This window comes from Streptomyces sp. NPDC060027 (assembly GCF_042737005.1).
In the GTDB taxonomy this organism is placed as follows: Bacteria; Actinomycetota; Actinomycetes; order Streptomycetales; family Streptomycetaceae; genus Streptomyces.
Map to the genome: position 1 here is coordinate 1 of NZ_JBHWVI010000018.1, position 21,784 is coordinate 21,784.

Annotated in this window: 16 protein-coding genes and 1 pseudogene; 6 read left to right on the top strand and 11 right to left on the bottom strand. The window is 71.2% G+C overall.

From position 1 onward, the window contains the following. Window positions 1-372 precede the first annotated feature (372 nt). The 3 genes from ACFWBT_RS07135 to ACFWBT_RS07145 all read right to left on the bottom strand — a co-directional run bounded on the left by ACFWBT_RS07135 (window position 373) and on the right by ACFWBT_RS07145 (window position 7,893). Window positions 373-798 carry a GNAT family N-acetyltransferase gene (locus ACFWBT_RS07135; protein WP_385696958.1) on the bottom strand — a complete coding sequence of 142 codons (426 nt, stop codon included), beginning with the start codon at window positions 796-798 and terminating at the stop codon, window positions 373-375. Window positions 799-1,240: 442 nt separating this feature from the next. Then, window positions 1,241-2,830 (bottom strand): D-alanyl-D-alanine carboxypeptidase/D-alanyl-D-alanine-endopeptidase, encoded by a 1,590-nt coding sequence (dacB, locus tag ACFWBT_RS07140; RefSeq protein WP_385696959.1) that lies wholly within the window; start codon window positions 2,828-2,830, stop codon window positions 1,241-1,243. Window positions 2,831-3,240: 410 nt separating this feature from the next. Further along, the gene (locus ACFWBT_RS07145; protein WP_385696960.1) at window positions 3,241-7,893 is read right to left on the bottom strand and encodes a HEAT repeat domain-containing protein; all 4,653 of its coding nucleotides are present in this window, start codon (window positions 7,891-7,893) and stop codon (window positions 3,241-3,243) included. Window positions 7,894-8,407: 514 nt separating this feature from the next. On the opposite strand from ACFWBT_RS07145, the gene ACFWBT_RS07150 reads away from it, so the two are divergent. Next, a complete protein-coding gene (locus ACFWBT_RS07150; protein WP_385696962.1) occupies window positions 8,408-9,286 on the top strand; it encodes an ABC transporter substrate-binding protein in 879 nt (292 codons plus the stop codon). A gap of 55 nt (window positions 9,287-9,341) precedes the next feature. On the opposite strand, the gene ACFWBT_RS07155 is transcribed toward ACFWBT_RS07150, so the two are convergent. Then, window positions 9,342-12,122 carry a SpoIIE family protein phosphatase gene (locus ACFWBT_RS07155; RefSeq protein ID WP_385696964.1) on the bottom strand — a complete coding sequence of 927 codons (2,781 nt, stop codon included), beginning with the start codon at window positions 12,120-12,122 and terminating at the stop codon, window positions 9,342-9,344. A gap of 187 nt (window positions 12,123-12,309) precedes the next feature. Continuing rightward, window positions 12,310-13,215, bottom strand: coding sequence for a hypothetical protein (locus ACFWBT_RS07160; RefSeq protein ID WP_385696966.1), 906 nt, complete (start codon window positions 13,213-13,215; stop codon window positions 12,310-12,312). Window positions 13,216-13,465: 250 nt separating this feature from the next. Here ACFWBT_RS07160 and ACFWBT_RS07165 point away from each other — a divergent pair, with 250 nt between their 5' ends. Both ACFWBT_RS07165 and ACFWBT_RS07170 read left to right on the top strand, forming a co-directional pair. After that, entirely contained in the window at window positions 13,466-13,846 is a 381-nt protein-coding gene (locus ACFWBT_RS07165; protein WP_385696968.1) for a hypothetical protein, read from the top strand. A 100-nt stretch (window positions 13,847-13,946) separates the two neighbouring features. Beyond that, window positions 13,947-14,204 (top strand): hypothetical protein, encoded by a 258-nt coding sequence (locus ACFWBT_RS07170; RefSeq protein WP_385696970.1) that lies wholly within the window; start codon window positions 13,947-13,949, stop codon window positions 14,202-14,204. A gap of 35 nt (window positions 14,205-14,239) precedes the next feature. Here the strand turns inward: ACFWBT_RS07170 and ACFWBT_RS07175 are convergent, their stop codons facing one another. Both ACFWBT_RS07175 and ACFWBT_RS07180 read right to left on the bottom strand, forming a co-directional pair. Beyond that, on the bottom strand, window positions 14,240-14,983 hold the full coding sequence (locus tag ACFWBT_RS07175; RefSeq protein ID WP_385696971.1) for a hypothetical protein: 744 nt from the start codon (window positions 14,981-14,983) through the stop codon (window positions 14,240-14,242). Window positions 14,984-15,195: 212 nt separating this feature from the next. After that, the gene (locus ACFWBT_RS07180; protein ID WP_385696973.1) at window positions 15,196-15,768 is read right to left on the bottom strand and encodes a GNAT family N-acetyltransferase; all 573 of its coding nucleotides are present in this window, start codon (window positions 15,766-15,768) and stop codon (window positions 15,196-15,198) included. Window positions 15,769-15,955: 187 nt separating this feature from the next. On the opposite strand from ACFWBT_RS07180, the gene ACFWBT_RS07185 reads away from it, so the two are divergent. Beyond that, window positions 15,956-16,513: a pyridoxamine 5'-phosphate oxidase family protein gene (locus tag ACFWBT_RS07185; protein ID WP_385696974.1), complete on the top strand. Its 558-nt coding sequence runs from the start codon at window positions 15,956-15,958 to the stop codon at window positions 16,511-16,513. A 66-nt stretch (window positions 16,514-16,579) separates the two neighbouring features. On the opposite strand, the gene ACFWBT_RS07190 is transcribed toward ACFWBT_RS07185, so the two are convergent. From ACFWBT_RS07190 to ACFWBT_RS07200, 3 genes are all read right to left on the bottom strand, one after another. Then, entirely contained in the window at window positions 16,580-17,524 is a 945-nt protein-coding gene (locus ACFWBT_RS07190) for a hypothetical protein (protein ID WP_385696976.1), read from the bottom strand. After that, window positions 17,521-18,084 (bottom strand): RNA polymerase sigma factor, encoded by a 564-nt coding sequence (locus ACFWBT_RS07195; protein ID WP_385696978.1) that lies wholly within the window; start codon window positions 18,082-18,084, stop codon window positions 17,521-17,523. The genes ACFWBT_RS07190 and ACFWBT_RS07195 overlap by 4 nt, the downstream gene beginning before the upstream one ends. A 259-nt stretch (window positions 18,085-18,343) precedes the next feature. Then, window positions 18,344-19,258, bottom strand: coding sequence for a MerR family transcriptional regulator (locus tag ACFWBT_RS07200; RefSeq protein ID WP_385696980.1), 915 nt, complete (start codon window positions 19,256-19,258; stop codon window positions 18,344-18,346). Between the two features lie 103 nt (window positions 19,259-19,361). On the opposite strand from ACFWBT_RS07200, the gene ACFWBT_RS07205 reads away from it, so the two are divergent. Next, the gene (locus ACFWBT_RS07205; RefSeq protein WP_385696982.1) at window positions 19,362-20,882 is read left to right on the top strand and encodes an alpha/beta fold hydrolase; all 1,521 of its coding nucleotides are present in this window, start codon (window positions 19,362-19,364) and stop codon (window positions 20,880-20,882) included. A 34-nt stretch (window positions 20,883-20,916) separates the two neighbouring features. Beyond that, window positions 20,917-21,177, top strand: a pseudogene (locus ACFWBT_RS07210) (HAD family hydrolase); the annotation flags it as partial. Here ACFWBT_RS07210 and ACFWBT_RS07215 read toward each other — a convergent pair. Next, the gene (locus ACFWBT_RS07215) at window positions 21,167-21,748 is read right to left on the bottom strand and encodes a GNAT family N-acetyltransferase (protein ID WP_385696984.1); all 582 of its coding nucleotides are present in this window, start codon (window positions 21,746-21,748) and stop codon (window positions 21,167-21,169) included. The pseudogene ACFWBT_RS07210 and the gene ACFWBT_RS07215 sit on opposite strands and share 11 nt — an antisense overlap. Window positions 21,749-21,784 lie beyond the last annotated feature (36 nt).

The following is a 21,784-nucleotide window of genomic DNA, read 5'->3' on the forward strand; positions in this document are numbered from 1 at the left end:
CAGGCATACAGCAAGACATCTCGCTCGGCCCCTGCCCAGAGCTGATCCAACTCCCAGCCCTAAACGCCTATTAGGCGTACGCCTCCCGCAAGAACCGCGCCTTCCTGCGCCGCCGCGGGGTCCGTTGCACCATCGCGGACAAGGCTGACCAGGCGCGCAACCGCCAGAAGGTCGGCTCCCGTGGCGGCCGGCCGCCACATTTCGATCCGGCCGACTACCGCGAGCGCCACGCGGTCGAGTGCGGCATCAATCGCCTCAAACGCAACCGTGCTGTGGCCACCGGATATGACAAGCTCTCGGTCCGCTACGAGGCCACCGTGCTGGTCGCGGCCATCAACGAGTGGCTGTAACCAGCGCCACCACACCGCTTGCCTACAGTGTGATCCAGTATCGGCGCTTGATGCCCTCGTCGGTGGTGCGGACGTCCTCCAGAACGCCGCCATTGCGCTCGATGGTGCGCGCCGATGCGGCATTGTCGTCGTCGCATGTGATGAGGACGCGGCCCAGACCGAGCGCACGGGCTTCGGGGAGAACAGCCCCGAGAGCCCACGTGGCCAGGCCGCGCCTTCGGGCGGAGGGCCGGATGCTATATCCGATGTGCCCGCCGCTATGGAGCAGAAAGGCGTTCAGGCGGTGCCGCAGATCGATGGCTCCCAGATAGCTGTCGCCCTCGACGATCCACCAGTGGGTGGCGTGGACCCACCCACCTCTCAGGGCAACTGACCTGTCCGACTGCTGCTGCAGTTGCTCTACCCACGCCGAGAAGACGGCGGGGTCGTCGAGGTCAGCCTCGGGCATGAGGCCCAAGCCAGAACCGGCTTGGTGAGCGCCTGGAGACCACTCGTCACGCGCCGCAAGCCATGAAGGCTGAAGTCGACCGGTAGGTGGGATCAGTTCAGGCATGTGGACGACGATAACACTCGCACACCCCATGTGATCAGGCATTTTATGCTGGACCGTGGCCCGCGACCACGTCACACTCGATGGCGCATGATCATCCAGAATCAAGATCTACTTTCGATACACGGCCTAGCGGCCGGGCGGCCGAGAGATCACCAAGCGACGCGTGGCCGACGCCATCGCCCAAGAAGCCAACGGCCAGGCTTGAGGTCTGCCGGGAAGGACTCCTGCCTCCCGGGCGCCGCACCAACGCCGGAGTGTGCACAGCACACTGGGGTCGCCTCGTTTTCGAAACGGACCCCGCTCCCCCGGGCGGTGGTGCGGCGGTGCCGGCGGAGCGCTATTCGTGTGCCGAGGCCTGCTCCTGGAGGAGGGCGGTGATCTGGTTGACGTCGTTGAAGATGCTGAGGAAGCTCTGCAGGTCGGGGGTGGCGGCGCCGTTGACGCCGACGAAGAAGGTCAGCAGACGGCCGTCGTCGGTCCGCAGGTAGCCCGCCTCGTTCTGGGCGGTGGCCGCGAGCTGCTGGTTCAGCTGGTCGTCACCGATGATCGTGCCGGGCTTGGCGAAAACCTTGCCCTTGGCCGGGCAGTTCGTGGTGCAGGAGATCCCGTTCGAGCCGTCGACGCCGAGGATCGGGAGCAGCTTCCGGAAGGCCGTGGCGTCGGGGGTGTGCAGCCAGTAGGTGAGGAGCTCGACGAGGCCGTTCGGGGTGACCCGCTCGGGCGGGGTGCCGCCGCGTCCGTCGGAGAGCTGGAACTGGGTCGGGTCGACGTGCGCGACGTCGGTGAGGAAGTCGTGCTCGATCGGGAACGCGTCGAAGCAGTTCTTGCTGCCGCGTGCGACGGCCATGTTGCACAGGGCCAGGTTGGCGCCGAGGTTGTGGCTGACCTTGAGGATCAGCTTGGCGTACTGGCTGTAAGGCGGGGAGACGTACGCGGCGACACGGGGGGTGTTGCGGTAGGAGGCGGGCAACTGCTTCTGCGGGTTGGGGCCGGTGGGCGGCGCGGTGACGGTGACGCCGGCGCGGGCGAGGGCCTCGATCAGCGCGGTGCGGCCGAAGGCGTTCGGGTCCTTGATGGCCGAGATCCGCAGCAGCGGCTGTGAACCGGCGGCGATGGTGCCGGAGAGGTGGATCTGGGTGCCGTCGGGCGAGGCGGTCACGTTGACGGAGGTGGCCTGGCCGCTGGAGACCGTCTTGACGGTGGAGGTGACGTGATACGGCGAGACCTGCGGGCGCCAGAACAGCTTTGCCGGCCGCCCGGGTGTGGTCGGGGTCGTCAGCAGGTCGATCAGGTTGTCGTTGAGGATCAGCGGAGTGGGCTGCGGGTTCAGCGCCGGAGGGGTGAACAGGCGGGGGTCGATGATGACGTTGCCGTCGACCCTGGTGATGCCGGCCTTGCGGATCTGCCGGGCGATCTGGTCGATGCCGGCGAGCGGGTTCTCAGGGGTGAGGGTCGCGCCGGGGAGTTCGGCCTCGGTGTGGTCGATATCGGTGTAGTCCACCGAGCCGTCGGGCTTGGTGCGCCCGCCCATGGTCAGGTCGCCCTGGGCGACCAGCGCCAGGTTTCCGTGCAGCGTCGACCCGGTGCGGGTGCCGGTCGCCATCACGGGAGTGGTGAAGCGGTGGTTCGGGCCGAGGGTGTGCCAGGCGGTCGAGATGGTGACCAGCTTGACCGTCGAGCCGGGGACGAAGAACTGGTTCGCGAACCGGGAGTGGATCACCCGGCCGCTCTCCGGGTCCGTCTCCAGCACGGCCCACTGCGCGTGCTTGTATTCGGGCTTGTGCATGATCGCCTCGATGGCGGGCCCGAGGCCGTCGTCGTGCGCCGCAGCCGGGGGGCCGGCGGCTGCCGCCCCCGCCAGAACCAGAAGTGTCGCACCAACAGCGGACCAGGTCCGGAGCCGGCCACCACAGATCATCGGTCTCATGCATTCCGCCGTTTCTGGAGTCGAAGAAGCCGAGTCGGACAAGCCCGCATCGCACGGGGCCGACTCGCACGGGCCCTACTCGCCGGGGGCTTCTGGCGGGGCGCTCCTGGCGGCATCGTAAGAACACGAACCGCGCACATTCCGCTGCTCGGCTCCGTGCCGACAGCGCGTGGGACAACTTCATCCGGTCGGACGATCGCCGAGGCCGAGGACGCTGGGAATCCGCACACAGCGAGCCACCTGTGCAACAGACCCGGCGGAGCGTACTCACAGCGGCGATGACAGAAAGGCCTTGGGTGAACTGGGGGTGCACGGTGATTCGCCCTGAGAGCGAAATCCCGTTTCCTGCCCTGCTTCGCAGGAATCCGACGTGGCCCGCATGCCTGGCACTCCGCACTCCACCATGCTGATCACCTCGCTTCGGCGGTCGCGATCTGTTCGAGGACTGCTGTGTAGAGAGACCGTTTGTCGGGACGGGCGTGAACGGCGGCATGTCTGAGAGCGGGGATCGCCTGCGTGCCCATTCCTGTCAGCCCCTCGGCCGCGCTCTTGCGGACGACGGGATGGGAGTGCTCCAGCATGCGCGTCACGGCGGGGATCGCGGGTGCCCAGGTCGCGTGGCAGAGCGTCCGGATCGCCGTGCGCACCAGGTCCGGCTGGGAATCGTCCAGCAGGAGCGACGTGTGGTGCAGGTAGGTCTGCCGGTCCAGCATGGCCCGCGAGGTCCGGTGGGCGTGCAGGCGGACCTTGGGCTTGTGATGATGCAGCAGCTCCCCGATCAGGTCCCGCAGGCCGGGGTCCTGGTCCGCGTCCGGGCCGCTGTGTCCCTCGGCCAGTCGCGTGAGTGCTTGGCGTATCTGCACCGGGTCACCGGTACGGGCCAGGTTCAACAGCTCCTGCCGGGACGGGGGTTGTGACGCTCCTGCCGGCGCGGCCGGGGCACGCTCGCGGAGCGCTGCCAGCGCGGCGGCGTCCTGCCGTACGGAGTCCGGGCGGCGCAGCGGACCCTCGACGAGGAGCAGCCGGTCCGCGAGGTCCTCGCGCCCTTCGGCGAGCAGCCGCCGGCAGGTCTGCGTCAGCGCGGGGGTGCGCAGCAGGGAACGCCCGTGGAGCAGGTCGAGGAACCCCCAGGCGCCGGCGTCGAGGCGGTCGGCGAGGCGCTCCGCCAGCACGTCGGCGGGAACTCGGCGCAGCGCCCGCCCGGCTGCGGAGCTGCTGGACGGCGGGTCGTGCTCCCACCATTCCAGCAGCAGCGGGACCAGCGGTTCCAGCTCCCACGGGTCGAGCCTGCTTGCTGCGAGAGCCACCCTGTCGTGCAGGATGCCGTCCGCGCGGAGTTCCGTCTCTTTGATGGCGCTCAGTGTGCGGGCCAGTTCGGCATCGACGGGTACGTCGATGCGGCCTCGCAGAAACGCTCGGAGCACGAGAAGCCTGGCCCCGGGCTCGGGCCACTCCAGGAGCGCCAGGGCGGCGGTGTGCCGGCGGTCCGGAGCGGTGGCCTGCAGCATGGCCAGCAGGCGCTCCCGCAGTGCGGTCGAACGGGGCTGGTCGAGGTCGTCGATGTGCACGGTCCGCGGTCGTGGCGCCGGCGCGTGGGTGGTCTCGGCGATGGTCCAGGGTGGTGCGTCGAGGGGCTGGATGGCTGTCATCCAGTCGATGAGGGCGGCGCGGACCTCGGGGCCGGCGGCGGCGTAGACCTCGATCAGTGCGGTCAGGCGGTCCCGGGAGCCTGGGATGTCGCCGTGCCGGCGGCAGGATCGGCGGAATTCCTCCAGGGCGCTCGGTGTGCGCGCTGCGGCATCCAGCGCGGCCCGCCACGCCTGGGTCTCGGCCTTGGCTGGCGCGGTGGTGGCTGCGGCGGACTGCGGGGCGGCGAACGCGTCCCGCAGCACGGCGGTCTCGGCCTGCCAGGGGTCGGCGCCCAGCCGGGCTGAGGCGAGTGCGTGCTCGAGGTCGGCGTGGACCAGCACCGCGCCGAGGCTGCGGAGCAGCGTGAGTGTGGACGGGCCTGCCGTGGGTGCGGGAGGCAGCGCGCGTACCGCGTCGGCGACGGCCGACTGTTCGACGGCCGGCAGGGTGGGCGCGACCGCTTGGAGTACCGCGATGAGGTCGTGCCGGTCTGTGGCCGGGGCCCCGTCGAGCCCGTCGAGCCCGTCGAGCCCGTCGAGCAGGACTCTGGTGGACCGGGCGAAGGCCGTCAGTTCCTCGGTCGTCCACGGTGCGGGGCAGAGCAGGAGCGTGAGCCGCAGTACGCGGCCTCGGACAGCGGGTTCGGAGCCGGCCAGGCGGAGCCAGTCCGCCAGCATGGGCCGCAGCGCCCGCAGCCGGGTGGGGTGCGGCAGTTCAGGCCTTTCGGCGATGCGCAGCGCGACCGACGGATTCCAGCCTTTTGCCGTCAGCGACCTGACGTCGAGGTCCGCGTCCCTTGCGATGTCCACCGCCGGCCGCGGCGCGGCGGGCGTGGTGATCCGGTGCTTGGCCATGGCCGCCGACAGGTCCTCGATCGTCCCGGAGGCGAGGCCGACCCGGCCGGCCGCCACCAGGGCGAGCAGGCTCGGTGCCACCCGTGCTGCCTGGTCGTCCAGTGCGAGGACCGAGCGCGCCGGCAGTGTGCGGTCGAGGCCTTCCAGCAGCAGTTCGCGGGCGCGGCCGTCTTCGCTGTGTTCGGCGGCGGCGAGGACGGTCGCCGGGTAGGCGTCGCCGAGGATGGCGCGCAGCGCCTCGATGAGCGTGCCGCGCAGGCCCGGATTGTCGTGGCGCCCGAGCCAGAAGAGCAGCGCCGGTACCGCCGCGGGCGTGCCCGCGCGGACCAGGACCTCGGCGGCGGTCTTCTTGATGTTCATGTTCGGATGGCCGAGGCATGCGGCGATCGTGGTGCAGGCCCAGCGGGCCCGCGCGTGACCGAGGGCGAGCAGCGCCTGTCGGACGGTCTGGATGTCCTGGGCGGCGGTCAGTGCGATCAAGGTCGCCGACAGCGCCTGCGCGTCGTCCCCGGTGGCGTCGCGGGCGAGCAACGCGATCACGTGCTTGCGCACGTGCCGGTCGCGGTGCCGCAGCAGGCGGTGCGCTCGCGCGCGGGTGCGCGGGCAGGGGGCTCGGAGCAGGAGTTCGAGCAGGATCGCCTGCTCGCCGCTCGACAATCCGGGCCGGTCCAGCAGATCCAGCGCCATGGTCGCGACGAGCGCGTTTCCGGCCTCGGGTGCGGTCGCCGCGTCGAGCAGACAGGACGGCCTGATCCGTCCCCGCTCGTGGAGACGACGGCCCAGGCCGTGTACGGCATCCAGGATCTCCTGGGGGACCACGGGCTCCCCGGCCGGCGCCGCGCTTTCGAGTCGGGGGGCGGCTGCACCCGACTGCCGGGACGCCGCCAGCTCGGCCACGATGCGCAGGAGCAGATCCGCGATGGCCGGCAGCGTGCCGGCGCCGCCGTGGGCGGCCAGCGTGCACAGTGCCGCCACCGGTTTGTCCGGGTCCAGATGGGAACTCAGGAGTGCCAGTTCCTGCTCGTCGGGGCCACCGAGATCCGCCGCGATGCGCGCCGGCAGATCGGCGGGGTCGAGACGGACGAGGAGGGCACGCCGCTGTGACGGGTCATGGGTCAGATGCCACAGCACCTCAAGGGCGCGGCTGCGCACCGCGCGGAGGTGAGGTGCGATCACGCTCGCGCTCCCCTGCGTGGTGAGGGCGAGCCCTTCCCGCAGCGCTGTCGTCGTCCGGTGCCCGCCGATGGCCTCCAGGGCGTTCAGGGCCGCTGCGGGCGCCGATGGCAGGAGGGCGATCACGGCGTCTTCGGCATCCGCGTGGCGCAGGGCACGGATCGCGTCGAGAAACGGCCCCGGCGCGGGAGCCGAGGGAAGAACCCGTGTGATCGCGTCCCCGATCGGAAGCTCCCCCGCCCCTTGTTCGGCCAGGGCGACCAGCAGCGCGAGCCGTCGCGGCCAGCTCGGATCGTCGGCGGCCGCGTCCACCAGTACACGGAACATCGCCTGCCGGCAGGTGAACAGGATCGTCGCGACCTCCTGGGGCGCGATCGAGTGATCGGCCAGTGCCAGGCCGATGACGGACGGGACGTGCGGACCGTCCGGGAAGTGCCCGCGCCGGTGGAGCCCGCGCAGGCAGGTCACCGTCGGCCCGCCGAACAGCAAGGGGTCCCGTGCGGCGATGACCGTCAACGCGCCGATGTCACCGCGGTCCGCCAGGTCACCGAGCAGTTCCATTCCGCGCCGGCGAAGACGCGGCGGCAGATCCGGGTCGTCGATGACCTGCCGCAGCAGGCCACCGTGCCCGTGACGGGCCGCGGCCACGAGTGCGGCATCGGCCGCCTCGGGCCGTGTGATCACCGAATCGGCAGCGAGAAAGGGAGACAGGCGTCCCGGCGGCAGGGAGTCCAACGTCGCCCACGGCTCGGCGAGTTCACCCAGTACGGCGACGACGACGTCCGCGTTGCCGGCCCCGAGCAGGCTGATCACCTGGCCGCGGACCAGTGCGGGAGCCAGCAGACCGGAGTGCAGCCCCTGCCGGGCCAACCGCAGCGCCGCGGCCTGCAGCACCGGGTCGCCGCTGTCCACCAGCTCATTCACGAGCTGGACGGGCCGGTGCGCGCGGGTGACGGTCGTCTCCCGTACGGCCTGGTACAGCAGTTCGCCCGCGGACTCCTCCCGGATCACCGCCGGCTCGTTCAGAAGTTCGGCGCGCAGCCAGGCGATCCGTACCCGTGCCGGCAGCTCGGCGGTGCGCCACGACGGCCAGCGGCGCCCCCGGAGATGGGGCCCCAGTCGTTCATAGAGCCGCGCCAGGACGAGCGCCGCCTCCGGCGGCCCCTCCACCGATACCGGCAGCAGCCCCGCGAGTTCGGCCGTCCGAGGCCCGACGCCCGTCCGGCCCGACGTGACGCGCTCGGTCAGCAGGACCAGCCCCAGGTACCGCAGTCGGGGATCCTCGTGCCGGACGAGACGCCCGAAGACGGACGGCGAACAGAGCTGCGCGTCAAGGTGGCTGGACAACCAGTCGACGTCGGCTCGGCGCATCGCATCGTGGAAGGGCTTGTCCGCCGGCGTCGTCATCGTCGGATGCTAACCGGCACATTCCGACCGTCGCGAGCGAGCGGGCCTCACCGAGTTGTTCGGCGGTCCTGCCGGCCCCGGCGTCGTCGCCGCGCAGGACGCACAGGTCTGGCGACGGTGGCACCCGCGAGACCTCCTCGCGCGCAAGCCGTGACGGCAAGCCCCGGGCCGGACACCCATCCCGGCCCGGCCTCCTCCGGCTTTCCGGACCGCCCGGCCAGGACGAGCCCGATCGGAGGAGCGCCCGGTGTCGGCCCGGGGAGTCCCGTCCCATGGGCGACCCGCTCCGTGACCTCTCCCGGCAGCTGCCCGGCCGATCACACCGGGGTGGGGCACCACCGGGGCACGGCACGACCCCGGGAACGGCTCGCGCTTCCGGCGGGCCGGTGCGACAGCGCCGGAAGACGGGCGACCCGACCCGCGTCCCGAGTCCTCACCACGTGGCTCCGGCGGTCGTATGGTTCGGGGTGATTTATGGTGACTCAAGGAGTATGCCCCTACCGGAGGTGCAATGATGCGCGCCGCGGCAGCGATCGTCTCTGTGGCCGTCAGCGGGGCGCTCATCGTCGCGACAACGGCTTGTGACCAGGGCGGGTCGGATCCGCCGAACGCCCACTACGGCGACTGCCAGGTCTCGGGACATCACGGGGAGTTTCACCTGTCACCCAGGACGGCGGGCGCCCTCACGGTCAAAACGACGCTACCGGCGCCCGGCTGGTGGAACGGCGACACGCCGGACTCCGTCAAGAGCGGCTACGAGTACTGCATGGCAGCCAATATCGCCTACCGGTCCGGACTCGACCGGGTGAAGGTGGAGAACGCGCCCTTCCCGGAGGTCGTGTCCGGCCGGACCAAGGACTTCGACCTGGCCCTGGCGCAGATCACGATCACCCCGGAACGGAGCAAGGTCGCCGAGTTCTCCCCGCCCTACCTCTCCTCGACCCTGGGAGTGCTGATCAGGGACGGTGAGAAGGTCAACCAGGACAACATCCGCGACGCCCGCATCGGAGTGGCCGAGGGCACCACGGGCGAGGAGTTCGTCGAGGACAGACTCAAGCCGACCAAGCCCGTCACCGCCTTCCCCAACGACCCGGAGATGGTCACGGCGCTGGAGGAGGGCCGGATCGACGCGGTCGTGCACGACACGACGATTCTGCTGGCGTATCCCCAGGAGCGGGAGGCCAGGGTGCGCCTCGTGGGCCAGTACAGGACCGACCAGGGTTACGGCGCCCTGTACCCGATGGGGTCACCCAACAAGGACGAACTGGATCGGATCATCAGGCAGCTGATCGACGACGGGACGCTCGCCAAACTGTCGGCCGTCTATCTCGGGGCCGCCTTCGGCCAGGACCCGGCCAAGATCCCGTACTTCTCCGTCGACGCCGGCTCGTGAACGCTCCGGGCGTGCGCACACCCAGGGCGTGCGGCGGTCCGGTTTCCGCCCCGCGTCACAGGTCCGCCATCAGGAGAGCGCCCAGGTCCCCGGCCGATCCGGCGTCGAGCGCCTGCTCAGCCCAGATGATCTTGCCTCGGTCGGTGTACCGGGTCCCCCAGCGGCGGGACATCTGCGCGACGAGAAACAGACCACGGCCCCCCTCGTCGGTGAAGGCCGCGCGGCGCAGGTGCGGGGAGGTACTGGTGCCGTCGCCGACCTCGCAGATCAGGCTGTCGCGGTCGCGCAGCAGCCGCACGCCGATGGGGCTCCCTCCGTACCGGATGGCGTTCGTCACCAGTTCGCTGAGGATCAGCTCGGTCGTGAAGGCGGCCTCCCCCAGCCCCCAGGTTTCCAGCCTGCGGGTGGCCTCGGCGCGGATCCGGGCGACGGCCGCGGGGTCGTCCGGCACCTCCCACTCTGCGACCTGCTCCGGGTCGAGCAGCCGGGTGCGTGCGACGAGCAGGGCGACATCGTCACTCGACCCGGTGCGCAGCATCGTGTCGAGCACCGCCTGGCAGGTGTCGTCCGGAGTGGTGCCGTCCGCATGGACGATCGCCTCCTTCAGCATGCCGAGCCCGACGTCGATGTCACGGCCGCGGGCCTCGACGAGGCCATCGGTGTAGAGGACCAGCCGGCTGTCGGCGGCCAGCCGGAGTTCGGCCGTCTCGACCGGCAGACCTCCTCCCACGCCGAGTGGCGGGGCGACGGGGATGTCGGGAAAGGTCACGAGGCCGTCGGGCGAGACCAGCGCCGGACCGGGATGGCCGGCCCGGGCGAGAACACACCGCCCGGAGACCGGATCGTAGACCGCGTACAGGCAGGTGGCACCGGTGACGGCCTCGGTGTTGCCCTCGGCTGCCGCGTCCTGGTCGATCCGGGTGACCAGGTCGTCCAGGTGGGCGAGAAGCTCGTCCGGAGGCAGGTCCAGGGCGGCGAAGTTGTGCACCGCGGTCCTCAGGCGACCCATCGTCGCGGCGGCGTGCAGACCGTGTCCGACGACGTCGCCGACCACCAGGGCCACCCGGGCCCCCGGCAGCGGGATGACGTCGTACCAGTCGCCGCCCACCCCCGCCTGGGCGGGCAGGTACCGGTGCCCGACCTCCAGGGCGGACAGTTCGGGGAGTGCGCCGGGCAGCAGGCTGCGCTGGAGGGTGACAGCCGTGGTGTGCTCGCGGGTGTACCGGCGGGCGTTGTCGATGCACACGGCCGCCCGGGCGGCGAGTTCCTCGGCGGGCGACAGGTCGTCCGACTCGAAGGGGTCCTGCTCCGAGCGCCAGAAGTCCACGACCCCGAGCAACTGGCCTCGAGCCCGGAGCGGCACCGAGATCATGGAGTGGATTCCGTACTCGATGACCTGCTGGGCACGCTCCGGGTCCTGGGCGCGCCATCCGTCGGCCATGGCGAGGTGCGGCACCAGGACCGGTCGGCCGGCGGTCATACCGATGGCCACGGGGTTGCCGGGCACGTACGGCATACGCGTCCCGACGGGGTACAGGGGCGCGTCGTCCCGGATGCCCTCGGCTGCGATGCGGTGCATTTCCATGTTCGCCCCCGTCGGTTCACCACCGCGCAGTACGGGCTCCCCCAGCTCGATGGTGGCGAAGTCGGCGAAGCGCGGGACCGCCACCTCGGCCAGTTCCTCGGCGGTGCGCGTCACGTCGAGGGTGGTACCGATCCGCGTGCTGGCCTCGTAGAGCAGTTGCAGGCGCCCGCCCGCCACGTCCGCCCGGCCCGCGAGGGCGCGCAGCTCCGTGGTGTCCCGCAGGGTGGCCACGCTGCCCCCCTTCGGACCCACCGGCCGCACGTTGACCGCGAGCAGGATGTCCCCGGCCGGGAAGACCGTGTCCGTGGCCGCCCGGCCCGATCCCAGCAGTGCGGCCAGGGCCGGGCTCAGCCCGAGTTCGGTGACCGGCCTGCCCTCGGCCTCCTGCGGCAGCGCGACCAGCCGGCGCGCCTCGTCGTTGACCAGCAGCAGCCTTCCGTCACCGTCCAGAATGATCACGCCTTCGCGGACCGCGTGCAGCACCGCGTCGTGGTGCTCGTACATGCGGGTCATCTCCACCGGTCCCAGGCCCCCGGTCTGGCGCCGCAAACGCCCGCTGACCAGTGCCGATCCACCCGCGGCCAGCAGCAGTGCGACACCGCCGGCGGCGAAGATCACCGGCAGTTGGTCCTGCACCACACCGGCCACCTTGTCCACCGTGACCCCCACGGTGATGAGGCCGACGGCGGTCCCCTTGTCGTCGAAGACGGCCACCGTCGAGTCGACCGCCTTCCCCAGACTGCTGTCGAACGTGGTCTGGTGGGGCTCACCTCCGAGCGCCTCGCCGTAGGAGGTGGAGACGTGCTTCCCGATCTGTTCCGGGTCCGGGTGGGTCCACCGGAAGCCGTAAGGGCTCAGCGCCACGACGTAGTCGACGCCGGTCTTCTTGCGCACCACCTCGGCATGTGGCTGGAGTGCCGCCGTCGGGTCCTTGCTCTTCATCGCCTCCGCGGTGCCCGGGGCGTTCGCGAACGTCTCGGCCACCGTCAGTGACCGGTCGCCGGCCTCCCGGATCGCGCGATTGCGGTCCTGGAGCACGAGCGCCACCACGGCTGTGGCGATGAGCAGCAGGACGACCACCAGTTGCAGGAGGAAGACCTGACCGGCGACGCTGCGCGGCTTCAGCAACGACCGCACACGCCGGCCGGCTGAATGGTGACGGGCTTCCGGGCCGGCTTCCGGCGGCCCGGGCTTCGGCGGCACGCGGTCGCCCCCGCGGATCACCGGGCCGTATTGCCCAAGTTTGCCCATTTTCTCAGTATCGGTGACCGGCCCGTCGGGCGCGGCTCAGGACGGGCCCGGGCTGGTCCGCTCGGGCCCGGTGCCGCGGCAAGCGGGGAGCCGTGCATGGGGCCGGACTGGAACGAGGAGCCGGACTCCATGGACAGGCAGCCCGTGAACATCTCGCCTGAGTGATCACCCCCGGGCAGATCGTCGGTCAGGCCGGCCCCGGCCTCGGCAGCCTGCGGGGTGGTGTGGTCGCCGGATGAACCTCGGGCCGCCCGTTCGTCGGCGGGAAGGCGACACCGGTCGGGGTGTTGAGGCCGGAGAAGGGAAGCGTGACCTGTCCACCGCCCGCCTCGCGGACTCGTACCACCCGGTTGTTGAAGCCGTCGGCGACGTAGAGACTGCCGCGGCCGTCGAGAGCGAGGCCCAGCGGATCGCTCAGACCGGTGACAGGCACCGTGCTCTGCGCACCACTGCCCGCGGACACCTTGACCACGCGGTTGTTGCCGCTGTCCGAGATGTACAGGTCCCCTGCGGCGTTCAGCGCCAGCCCGGTCGGCTGGGACAGGCCGACGGTGGGGACGGTGGTCTGACCGCTCCCGTCCGCGGCGACCTTCACGACGCGGTCGTTGACGAAGTCGGAGATGTACAGGTCCCCGTCGCTCTCCAGCGCCAGGCCCCAGGGATGGAGCAGCCCTGTGGTGGGGACGGTGGTCTGACCACTCCCGTCGGAGGGCACCTTCACCACGCGGTCGTTGAAGCTGTCGGCGATGTAGAGGCTGCCGTGGGCGTCGACGGCGAGACCCAGCGGGCGTGACAGTCCGACGGTGGGGACGGTGGACTGCTCCCCGCCCTTCGCATGCAGCTTCACCACCCGGTTGTCACCTGTGTCGGACACATAGAGATCGCGGTCGGCGTTCCAGGCCATACCGGTGGGACGCACCACGCCGACGAGAGGCACGGTGCTCTGACCGCCCCCGTTCGCCGGCAGTCTCACCACCCGGTCGTTGCCGTAGTCGGACACGAACAGCGGTGGTCGGGACCGTGGGTGCGCATCCGCCTGTGCGGCTCCCACCGGTCCGGTGGGCAGTGCGCACAGCACGAGGAACCCGGTCACGGCCGCCAGCCGCCGGACCCTTCCCCTTCCCCTCCCGCGACCGTCGGCCGGCGAAGTCTCACGCGTTCGTGGTTCCGCTGTCGTGCGCTTCACGATTCACCCATTCTGGTCTCGACGGTCGGCGCTCTGTCGAACCCGTCTGCGGAAACGGTCACCGCCGCTCAGGCGCAGGGCTGCACCCGCATGCACCGCATGCATCCGCCGGTTCGGCGAACGGTGGCCCAGCGGCCGAGACGCCGTCGTGGGTTCCGTGAGCGACCAGGTGGGCCACATGATCGGATGCCTTCCCCCTGGCGAGGCGTATCCCGCTGCCGTCGCCCGCTCGGCCGACCGCGAGTCCACAGCCCGGCCGTCGGCCGCCCTGCGGGTCGGCACGGTCACCTCGACGTCCTTCGCCTCGCGGGCCCTGGTCCGCGGCGCCGGTCGTGTTCGACGAGACGGTCGGCAGCCTGGATCTGGTGCCCTGCGGCAGCGGCCGGCCCGGCAGTCCGCGGACACGGGGCACACCCCGCCCGGCCGCATCCCCGCCCTGGGTCAGCCGCTCGGTGCCGACGGGAGACAGGTCGCCGCGCCGGATGCCGACCGCGCGGGCGAGGGCACCGAACCGCAGCCGCGCAGGACCGGGCACTGACGGGACGCGTCTCTGCCTCCCGGCACGGCGGAGCCGGTGCAAGGAGACCCGCCGTGCGCCTGCGCAACGGTTGGCGGCAGAGGCACTTAAATACCGGAGCATGACTACCGAGCCGCAGCGCTTCACCATCCTGCTCGTCCCCGAACACATCGAGAACACGGACGCTGTCTCCCCGCAGGACTCGGCTGTGCGAACGGCAGTCGTCGAAGCGACCGGCGAGACAGGCGGGACGGGCTACCCGCGCTACGCCGGGGAAGGGATCGTGGCCGACATCGACCCCCGTACGCGTACGGTCGAAGCGGTGCTGGTCGATGGCTCGGAGCTGGACTACGGGCTGAACGCCAGGGTCGCTTCCTGACCGGGCCCCGACTCCCGGAGGTCGCACGAGAACCGTCAGTATCTGGCCCTGAACAGAGCTCGCTCGCCGATGAACTCCCCCGTCATGGCCGCTGCCGCGAGCCGGTCCGCGAACCGTTCGTAGGCCGCGTACTCGTGGTCGGACAGGCGGACGCCGTGCGCGGCGTCGCCCGGCCGGTCGGTTGCCAGGGCGGCGGCCAGAATGGAGACGTCGTCGTCGGAGGTGAGCGTGAGTACCGCCACCGTGCGGTCGATCGTCCCGAGATAGTCACCGGGGCCGGCGACGCTCTCGATGTCCACCGAACCGTCCGCTCGACGGGTCACGACCAGGGAGGGGTGGGCCTCGGCGCCGGTGCGTACGGCTCGGCGAACGCCCTTGAGCGCGCGCAGATCGTCCTCCGCCACGGTCACGGGATGCAGCGGGATCAGCGGCCTGCCGTCCGGAGCGAACAGGGCACTGTCCCGCGTGGGGTCCTGGGAAGTGTCGTGCACCGCCCATCTGCTGCGCAGTGCCGTCGGGAGCGCGTGGTGGATCCGGCTCCAGGCGTCGAGGCAGGTGGGGGCGTCGAGTTCGGGCACGTGTTCCAGCCCTGGCGGGTAGGCGACATCGATCTCCTCGTCGACGAGGCGCCGGCGCATGGACCAGGCCGCGTGATACGGCGCCAGCACAAGGTCGTGGGTCAGGTAGAAGTCGTACAGCCACGTCGGGTCCTGCGGGATGAGCAGAACCGTCGTGTTCGTGCCGCCTGAACGCATCGGGCGAGAGCGCGTGGAAGGCATGCAAGTTCCTCTCGGACATGGGTGGTCGACGGCGTACGCGGAAGTCCACACCCGCGACGCCTGCAGCCTCACGTTATCGTCACTGAGACGATATATCCAGGCGTGCGAGAAACCCGGGAAACACCTCGGCGGCGGCTGACGCGATGACCCCAACCGCTGCGGCCCGGGCGGGAGTTGCTTCTGAGCCGCTCGCTACGCCGGTGGCCCGGCCGTCAGCGCAGGTCGAGTCGCATCAGGACGCGCGGGTGACCGGCCAGCACCGAGGTGGTGTCGGCGGCGTGGACGAAGCCGGCGCGTTCGAAGTTCTTCCGCAGCCCTGCGTACGCCATCGTCAGGTCCACCTTCGCGTCGCCGTTGTCGAGCGGGTACGCCTCGACAGCCGGCGCGCCGTGCGACCGGGCGAAGTCGACCGCACCCGCGATGAGGACGTGCGAGATCCCCTTCCCGCGGTGGCCGGGGCGTACGCGGACGCACCACAGCGACCACACCGGGAGGTCGTCGATGTCCGGGATCTTGCGACTGCGGGCGAAGGGGGTGTCCGAGCGTGGCGCCACGGCGGCCCAGCCGACCGGCTCGCCACCGTCGTAGGCGAGCACCCCTGGAGCAGGCTGCCTTCGGCACAGCTCGGCGACGTACTCGCCGCGAGCCGGACCACGCAGTTCGTTGTTGAGCTTGGAGGGGATGCGGTGGCTCAGGCACCAGCAGACGGTGGCTGTCGGTGACTTCGGGCCGACCAGCGTACGGACATCCTCGAAGACCGAAGCCGGACGCACGGCGATGGTCATGCCACCACCGTCTCACAGGCACGACTGGTCGCACAGGCACGACTGGTCGCACCGCACATCCCGCTGTCCCTGCCCCGTGCGTCCGCTGCCCCCGATCGGGCGGGCGCGCAGACGAACAATCAGGCACGGCGATGATTTCGGCGCGGGCGACCGGTCGTTATCGGGGAGAGAGAAAAGGAGATCCACCATGCCGACGCACAAACCCGCCCAGCGACCCACGACCGAGCTCGACGCCCGCTACAGTTCCGCGCTCAACCCCCGCCCTGGTGCCGCGGACGTCACCGCGACCGAGTGGGCGCAGGCCCAGCGGCGGCTGGCGGCCGCCGAGATCTACTGGGTGTCCACGGTGCGGCCCGACGGTCGCCTGCACGTCACTCCGGTGATCGCCGCCTGGCACGACGGGGTGCTGTACTTCTCCACCGGCAAAGGAGAGCAGAAGGCGAAGAACCTCGCCCATGACGGCCACTGCGCGCTGACCACCGGAGGGAACTCGCTCACCGAAGGCCTCGACCTCGTGATCGAGGGCGAGGCGGAGCCGGTGGCCGATCCGGCGGTGCTGGAGGCGGTGATCGCGGCCTACGAGGCGAAGTACGGGCCGCACATCACATCCCCGGAGGGCACCTTCCACGGGATCGGGGACGCCTTCCGGAAAGGCGATGCCATGGTGTTCGCGGTGGCCCCGACGACGGGGTACGGCTTCGGTCGCGACGACGGGGTCTACACCCATACGCGGTGGGCGTTCTGAGCGACTGCGATCCCGTCGAGGCGGGAACCGTGGACGGCCGGTTCCGCGGTTCCCGCTGACGACGGCTCAGCGCACGCTGTCGGCCGGCCCGGTGTACAGGAACGTGGCCCGGCCAGTGATGTGGTCCGCGTCGTCGGCCCGCACGCTGTTGCACTCCAGGATCTGCCCGTCGGACGGCCTCACGATCCAGTTCGGATCGTGGGGGCTGTGCGCGAAGTTCTTGGACCACTTCCAGGAGATCTCGGTGCCGATCCGGCCGGCTCCGTCCTTCACTCGTTCCGTCACCTTGGCACCGGGCGTGTCCGCCAGAACGCGGAAGAGCGCGGCGCGCAGTCGCGGAGAGGCGGGCGCCTCGGTCAAAAGCTGAGCCGACTGCCGGACCGTCCGCTCGGCGGCGGCGGGTCCCTCGGCGCCCTCGGACAGGACACGGCGCAGTGCGTCCGGCCGGGTGGGGAGCTTGTCGAGGCCGTCCCAGCTCACCTTCCGGTCGCCGACACTCCAGGTGACGCCGCCCGGCGGAGCCTTCTTGGTGATGGTGCGGCCGTTCTGGGTCTTGATGACGAGCTTGTCCCGGCTCAGGTAGGTGTCGTCGGTGTGGGTCCGGTCGCCTTCCACCCAGGACTTCACGGTGGTCTTCCAGTACGGGGCGTTCCGCTGACTCCCGGAAGCGGCGCGGTCGGCCATGGTGTTGAAGAGGTCGGCCGCCGAGGCACTGGCCGCCGGGTCGCTGCCGACGCCGACCACCGGGAGGACGGCCACACCCGCCGCGACGGCCGCGACCGCGGCGGCGCAGGCGACGAGTCGGCGCCTGCCGAAGCGGGGCGCCACCACGACGGTGGCTGAGGTGGTGGTGGGTACGGCGTGCTCGGTGTCCGCCGCGATCGCCCTGCGGACGAGGGACTGGGCCGTCGCCAGCACCGCGGGGTCGGGCGGCCCGGTCCGGCCGGCGTCCTTGAGGGCCGTGGCGCCGGGGAAGTCGAGTACGTGGGTGTCCTGGTCCTTGTGCGTCATGCGAAGTCTCCCGTCAGGTTCGTGAGCGTGGTCCCGGACAGTCCGACGCGCAGTCGGGTGCGGGCCCGGTGCAGACGGGAGCGGGCGGTGCCGGCGGGGATGCCGACGACGGCCGCCGCCTCGGTCGGCGTCAACTGCTCCCAGGCCACGAGCAGGAGCAACTCGCGCTCCGACTCGGGAAGCCGGGCGAGCCCGCTGCGCAGTTCGGGCCCCATCGCGGCGGCGTCCAGTCGCTGGTCGACCGCCTGCCACGGGTCACCCTCCGAGGCCTCCGACGACGGCTGCGGAGCGCCGGTCGCCCGGGACACGGTCTGCCAGTGCCGGGCCAGTACGTTCCTGGCGACGCCGAACAGCCAGCCTCTGGCCGAGCCGCGCGCGACGTCGTAGGTGTGGCGGGTGGCGTAGGCCTGCAGCCATACCTCGGAGAGAAGGTCGTCGGCGGCTGTCGGCGCACGGCGTACGAGATAGCCGTGCAGGGCGACGGAATGCCGATCGACCAGGGGCTCGAATGCCGCCGGTTCGCGTGCGGCGCGAACCAGCAGATCCTCGTCCGGGTCCATGGAATCTCCTGTCCGAGTCCACCGGGTGGCGGTCTCATCCCGTACTTGCACGGAAGCGGCGCGAGCGTTCGCACGGCCGCACATCGGTGCGTCGGGCCGCCGCCCCGGTAGTGGCCGGCCCCGAGGGAGCCGACAGCGCCGGCCCGTTCGCTGATGGGTCGTCACCGGCCGGACGGTGCTCGGGGCATCCGTTTCATCCGCGGGTCCCTGACGGCGGAGGCGACGGCTTGTGGGGCCGCCACCCGCCGTGCCGCCCGGTTCAGCCCGCCGTGTGGGCGATCTGTTCGTCCAGCGCCGCACAGAGCCAGTCATGGGTGGCGCCGGGGGTCGGTTCCGACGGGCCGGTGAGTTCGGCGGTGAGATCCCAGTAGCGGTCGATACGGGGGTCCGCGGCCAGCAGCCCGCTCAGCCGGCGCCGGAAGACAGGTGTGTCCCGCGTCCCGCGCGAGCGCGCGTAGGCGGAGACGAAACAGTCGAGTGCCTCGCCCTCGTGGGGTGACCGCTCCGCTCGCACCTGGCGCGCGGCCAGCCCGTATGCCTCGCCGAGACCGTCGTAGAGCACGGCCGGGCGGCCCCCGTCTGGCCCGTGTGCCGCGGGCTGGCCCTGACCGGTGCCGGGGCAGGGCGCGGTGACGAAGGCGTACAGCCGGGTGAAGGCCAGCACCTGGGCCGGAGTCGGGCCCTCGGGGAGCTGCGGAACTGCCTGATCGACGATGGCGGAGACCAGCCGGGCCGGGAGCCGCGGCGGCAGCCAGCGCCGCCAGAAGCGTGCGAGGGGTGCCGTGCTGGGCGGGACGGCCACGGCACCGATCAGCCGCAGTCGCTCGGCGCGTTCCTCGGGGGCGCATTCCTGGAGGAGTTGGAGGGCGGCCTCCTGCCAGCGCAGCGCAGCCAGCCGCGAGCCGATCTGCCGCAGCTTCCCCGCGACGACGTCCTCCAGCGTGTCCTTCTCGTCCAGGATCCGGCCCACTTCGGGAACCGGCAGGTCGAGGGTGCGCAGGGAGCGGATCAGGTGCAGCCGGTCGAGCGCGTCGGGGCCGTAGCGGCGGTGGCCACCGGAACTGCGGGCGCCTTCGGGCAGCAGACCGCGGTCCGAGTAGAAGCGGACGGTCTTGACGGTGACGCCCGCGCGCTCGGCGAGCTCTCCGATGCTCCACATGCTGTCAGGCGGCACGACTTGAACCTCCCTCAGGGGGAGTTCCTACCGTACCGGCGAGCGCGGAGCGACGGTACGGCCGGCTCCGCGGGGACCACAGTGTGCAAGGAGGCAGTGAGTGATGACGGCATTCATCCTGGTGGCGGGCGTCCACACCGGCGGCTGGGTCTGGCAGGAAGTGGCCGACCGGCTCCGCGGGGCGGGGGCGGAGGTGTATCCGGTGACGCTCACCGGCATGGGTGAGCAGGCGCGCGCGGCGGGACCCGACACGGACCTGGAGACGCATGTCCACGATCTGCTGCGTGTGATCGACCAGGTGGACGCGGCGGAGGTGGTCATGGTGGGTCACTGCTACGGCATCTACCCGGTGCTCGGCGCCGCCGACCGGCGTCCGGAGCGGATCGCGCGGATCGTCCACTTGGACGCGGGCATGCCCCGGAACGGCGACCAGGCCCTGACCTTGGTACCCGAACAGGCGCTCCGTGAAAGGCTGTTGAACCGGGCCGACGCTGCCGAGGACGAGGGGCGCATCCCGCCGCCCTCTCGCGACGAGTGGCACCGCTGGGGCAGTGTCGAAGGGCTCCCACCGACCGTGCTGGCGCGACTGGCCGAGAACGCCGTCCCGCAGCCGGTGGGCACGCTGACTCAGCCGCTCCGGCTTTCGGGCGCTGTCTCCGAGCTGCCGGCGACCGGCGTCCTCTGCACCGCCAACGGTTCGAGCATCGCCATGGTCGAGGGCCTGGTGGGCCTGGGAGACCCCCGCTTCCAGGTGCTCACCGACCCCCGGGTCAGCTTCTTCGAACTCCACACCGGGCACTGGCCGATGCTCTCCCGCGCCGACGAAGTGGCCGAGGTACTGCTCCGGGCCGCCGCGGGAGAAGGGCACCGGGTGTCGGTGACCGTGAGCGAGCAGCCGGCACACCTTCGCCCGTTCCTGATGGACGTACCGGAGCGACCTCGCGAGCGGGTCGGACGGGTCGATCTCCACCTTCCCGACGCCCCGGCCGAGGACGGCTCTCCGTGGCCCGCGGTGGTGTTCGTCCACGGCGGCCCGGTCCACCCCGACGTGCGGCCGACACCGAGGGACTGGCCGGCCTTCGTCGGCTACGGCCGCTATGTGGCGAGCATGGGAGCAGTCGGCGTGACCCTGGACCACCGGCTGCACGATCTCGCCGACTACGGACGGGCCGCCGATGACCTGGCCGAAGCGGTCCACCTCGTACGGGCCGATCCACGCGTCGACGAAAGCCGTGTGGCGCTCTGGTACTTCTCCGCGGGCGGGCTGCTGTCGGCGGACTGGCTCGCGGCGCCCCCGCCGTGGCTGCGGTGTGTGGCGGCGACCTATCCGGTCCTCGCACCGCTGCCGAACTGGGGGCGGGTCGATTCCCGGTTCCGGCCGGCGGACGCGGTGCGAACCGCCGGGCGCTTGCCGATCGTGGTGACCCGGGTGGAACTGGAGCGTGCGGAGATCGCGGTGACGGTCGAGGAGTTCCTGGCCGCCGCCAAGGAGTGCGACGCCGATGTCGAGGTGATCGACGTACCGCTCGGCCACCACGGCTTCGAGACGACCGAGCACACCGAGCAGGCGAGCCGCGCGGTGGAACGCGCGGTGCGGTCGGTGCTGGGGCACCTGAGGCGCTGAGGCACCCTGACCCGCGCTGCCCTGACATCTTGCGGGCCGGATCTTCAGCGCCACCGACGTCGCCCGTGGCAAGCCCGCCCCGGACCTGTTCCTGCATGCTGCCCAGCGAATGGGCGTTGATCCGGCAGCCTGTGCGGTGGTCGAGGACAGCGGGCCCGGCATCCAGGCCGCCCGCGCTGCGGGCATGCGTGCCTTCGGCTACGCCGGCGGACTCACCCCGGTCGAACAGCTTGAAGGTCCCGGGACCGTCGTCTTCCACGACATGGGCGAACTGCCGTCCCTGCTCAGCGAATAGTGGCCTTCCGGCGGCCTTCGATCGGTACCACAGGATCGGGCGATGCCTGCTCGCCGTGAACCGGCACCACCTTTTCGAGAAGAGTGAACGACTTGGGCGCACCGCCGGGCTGCGGTTTGCCCGCCTTGTGGCCGACGACCTGGTAGCCGGCGTTCAAGTAGTACGCGTTCAGGCGCGTGTTACCGGCCAGGCAGTCCAGGCGCACCACGTCCCGCCCCGCCGCGGTCACACGGCGCTCGGCGGCCTGAAGGAGCAGCCGCCCCGTCCCCGGCGGGGCGCTGCTTCGGTCCACCATCAAGCGGTGGATATAGCCGGCCACTGGCGGTTGCGGTCCCCAGGCGTCCTCGTCCGTCCACCACAACTCCCAGGCCCCGGCCAGGCGGCCGGCGGCTTCCGCGAGCCAGACCTCTCCGCTCGTCATGACTCGGCGGAAATGGCCCGTGTCCAGCTCGCCAGGCTGCCACTGGTCCGTGATGCCCTGAGCGAGCATCCAACGAGCAGCGTCGTCACGCAGGCGAACGATGGCAGGAAGGTCGTCATCAGTAGCGACGCGGAATCGTAGGTCACTCACGCCACGATCTTCGCACGGAGCAAAACTGTCTTGGCC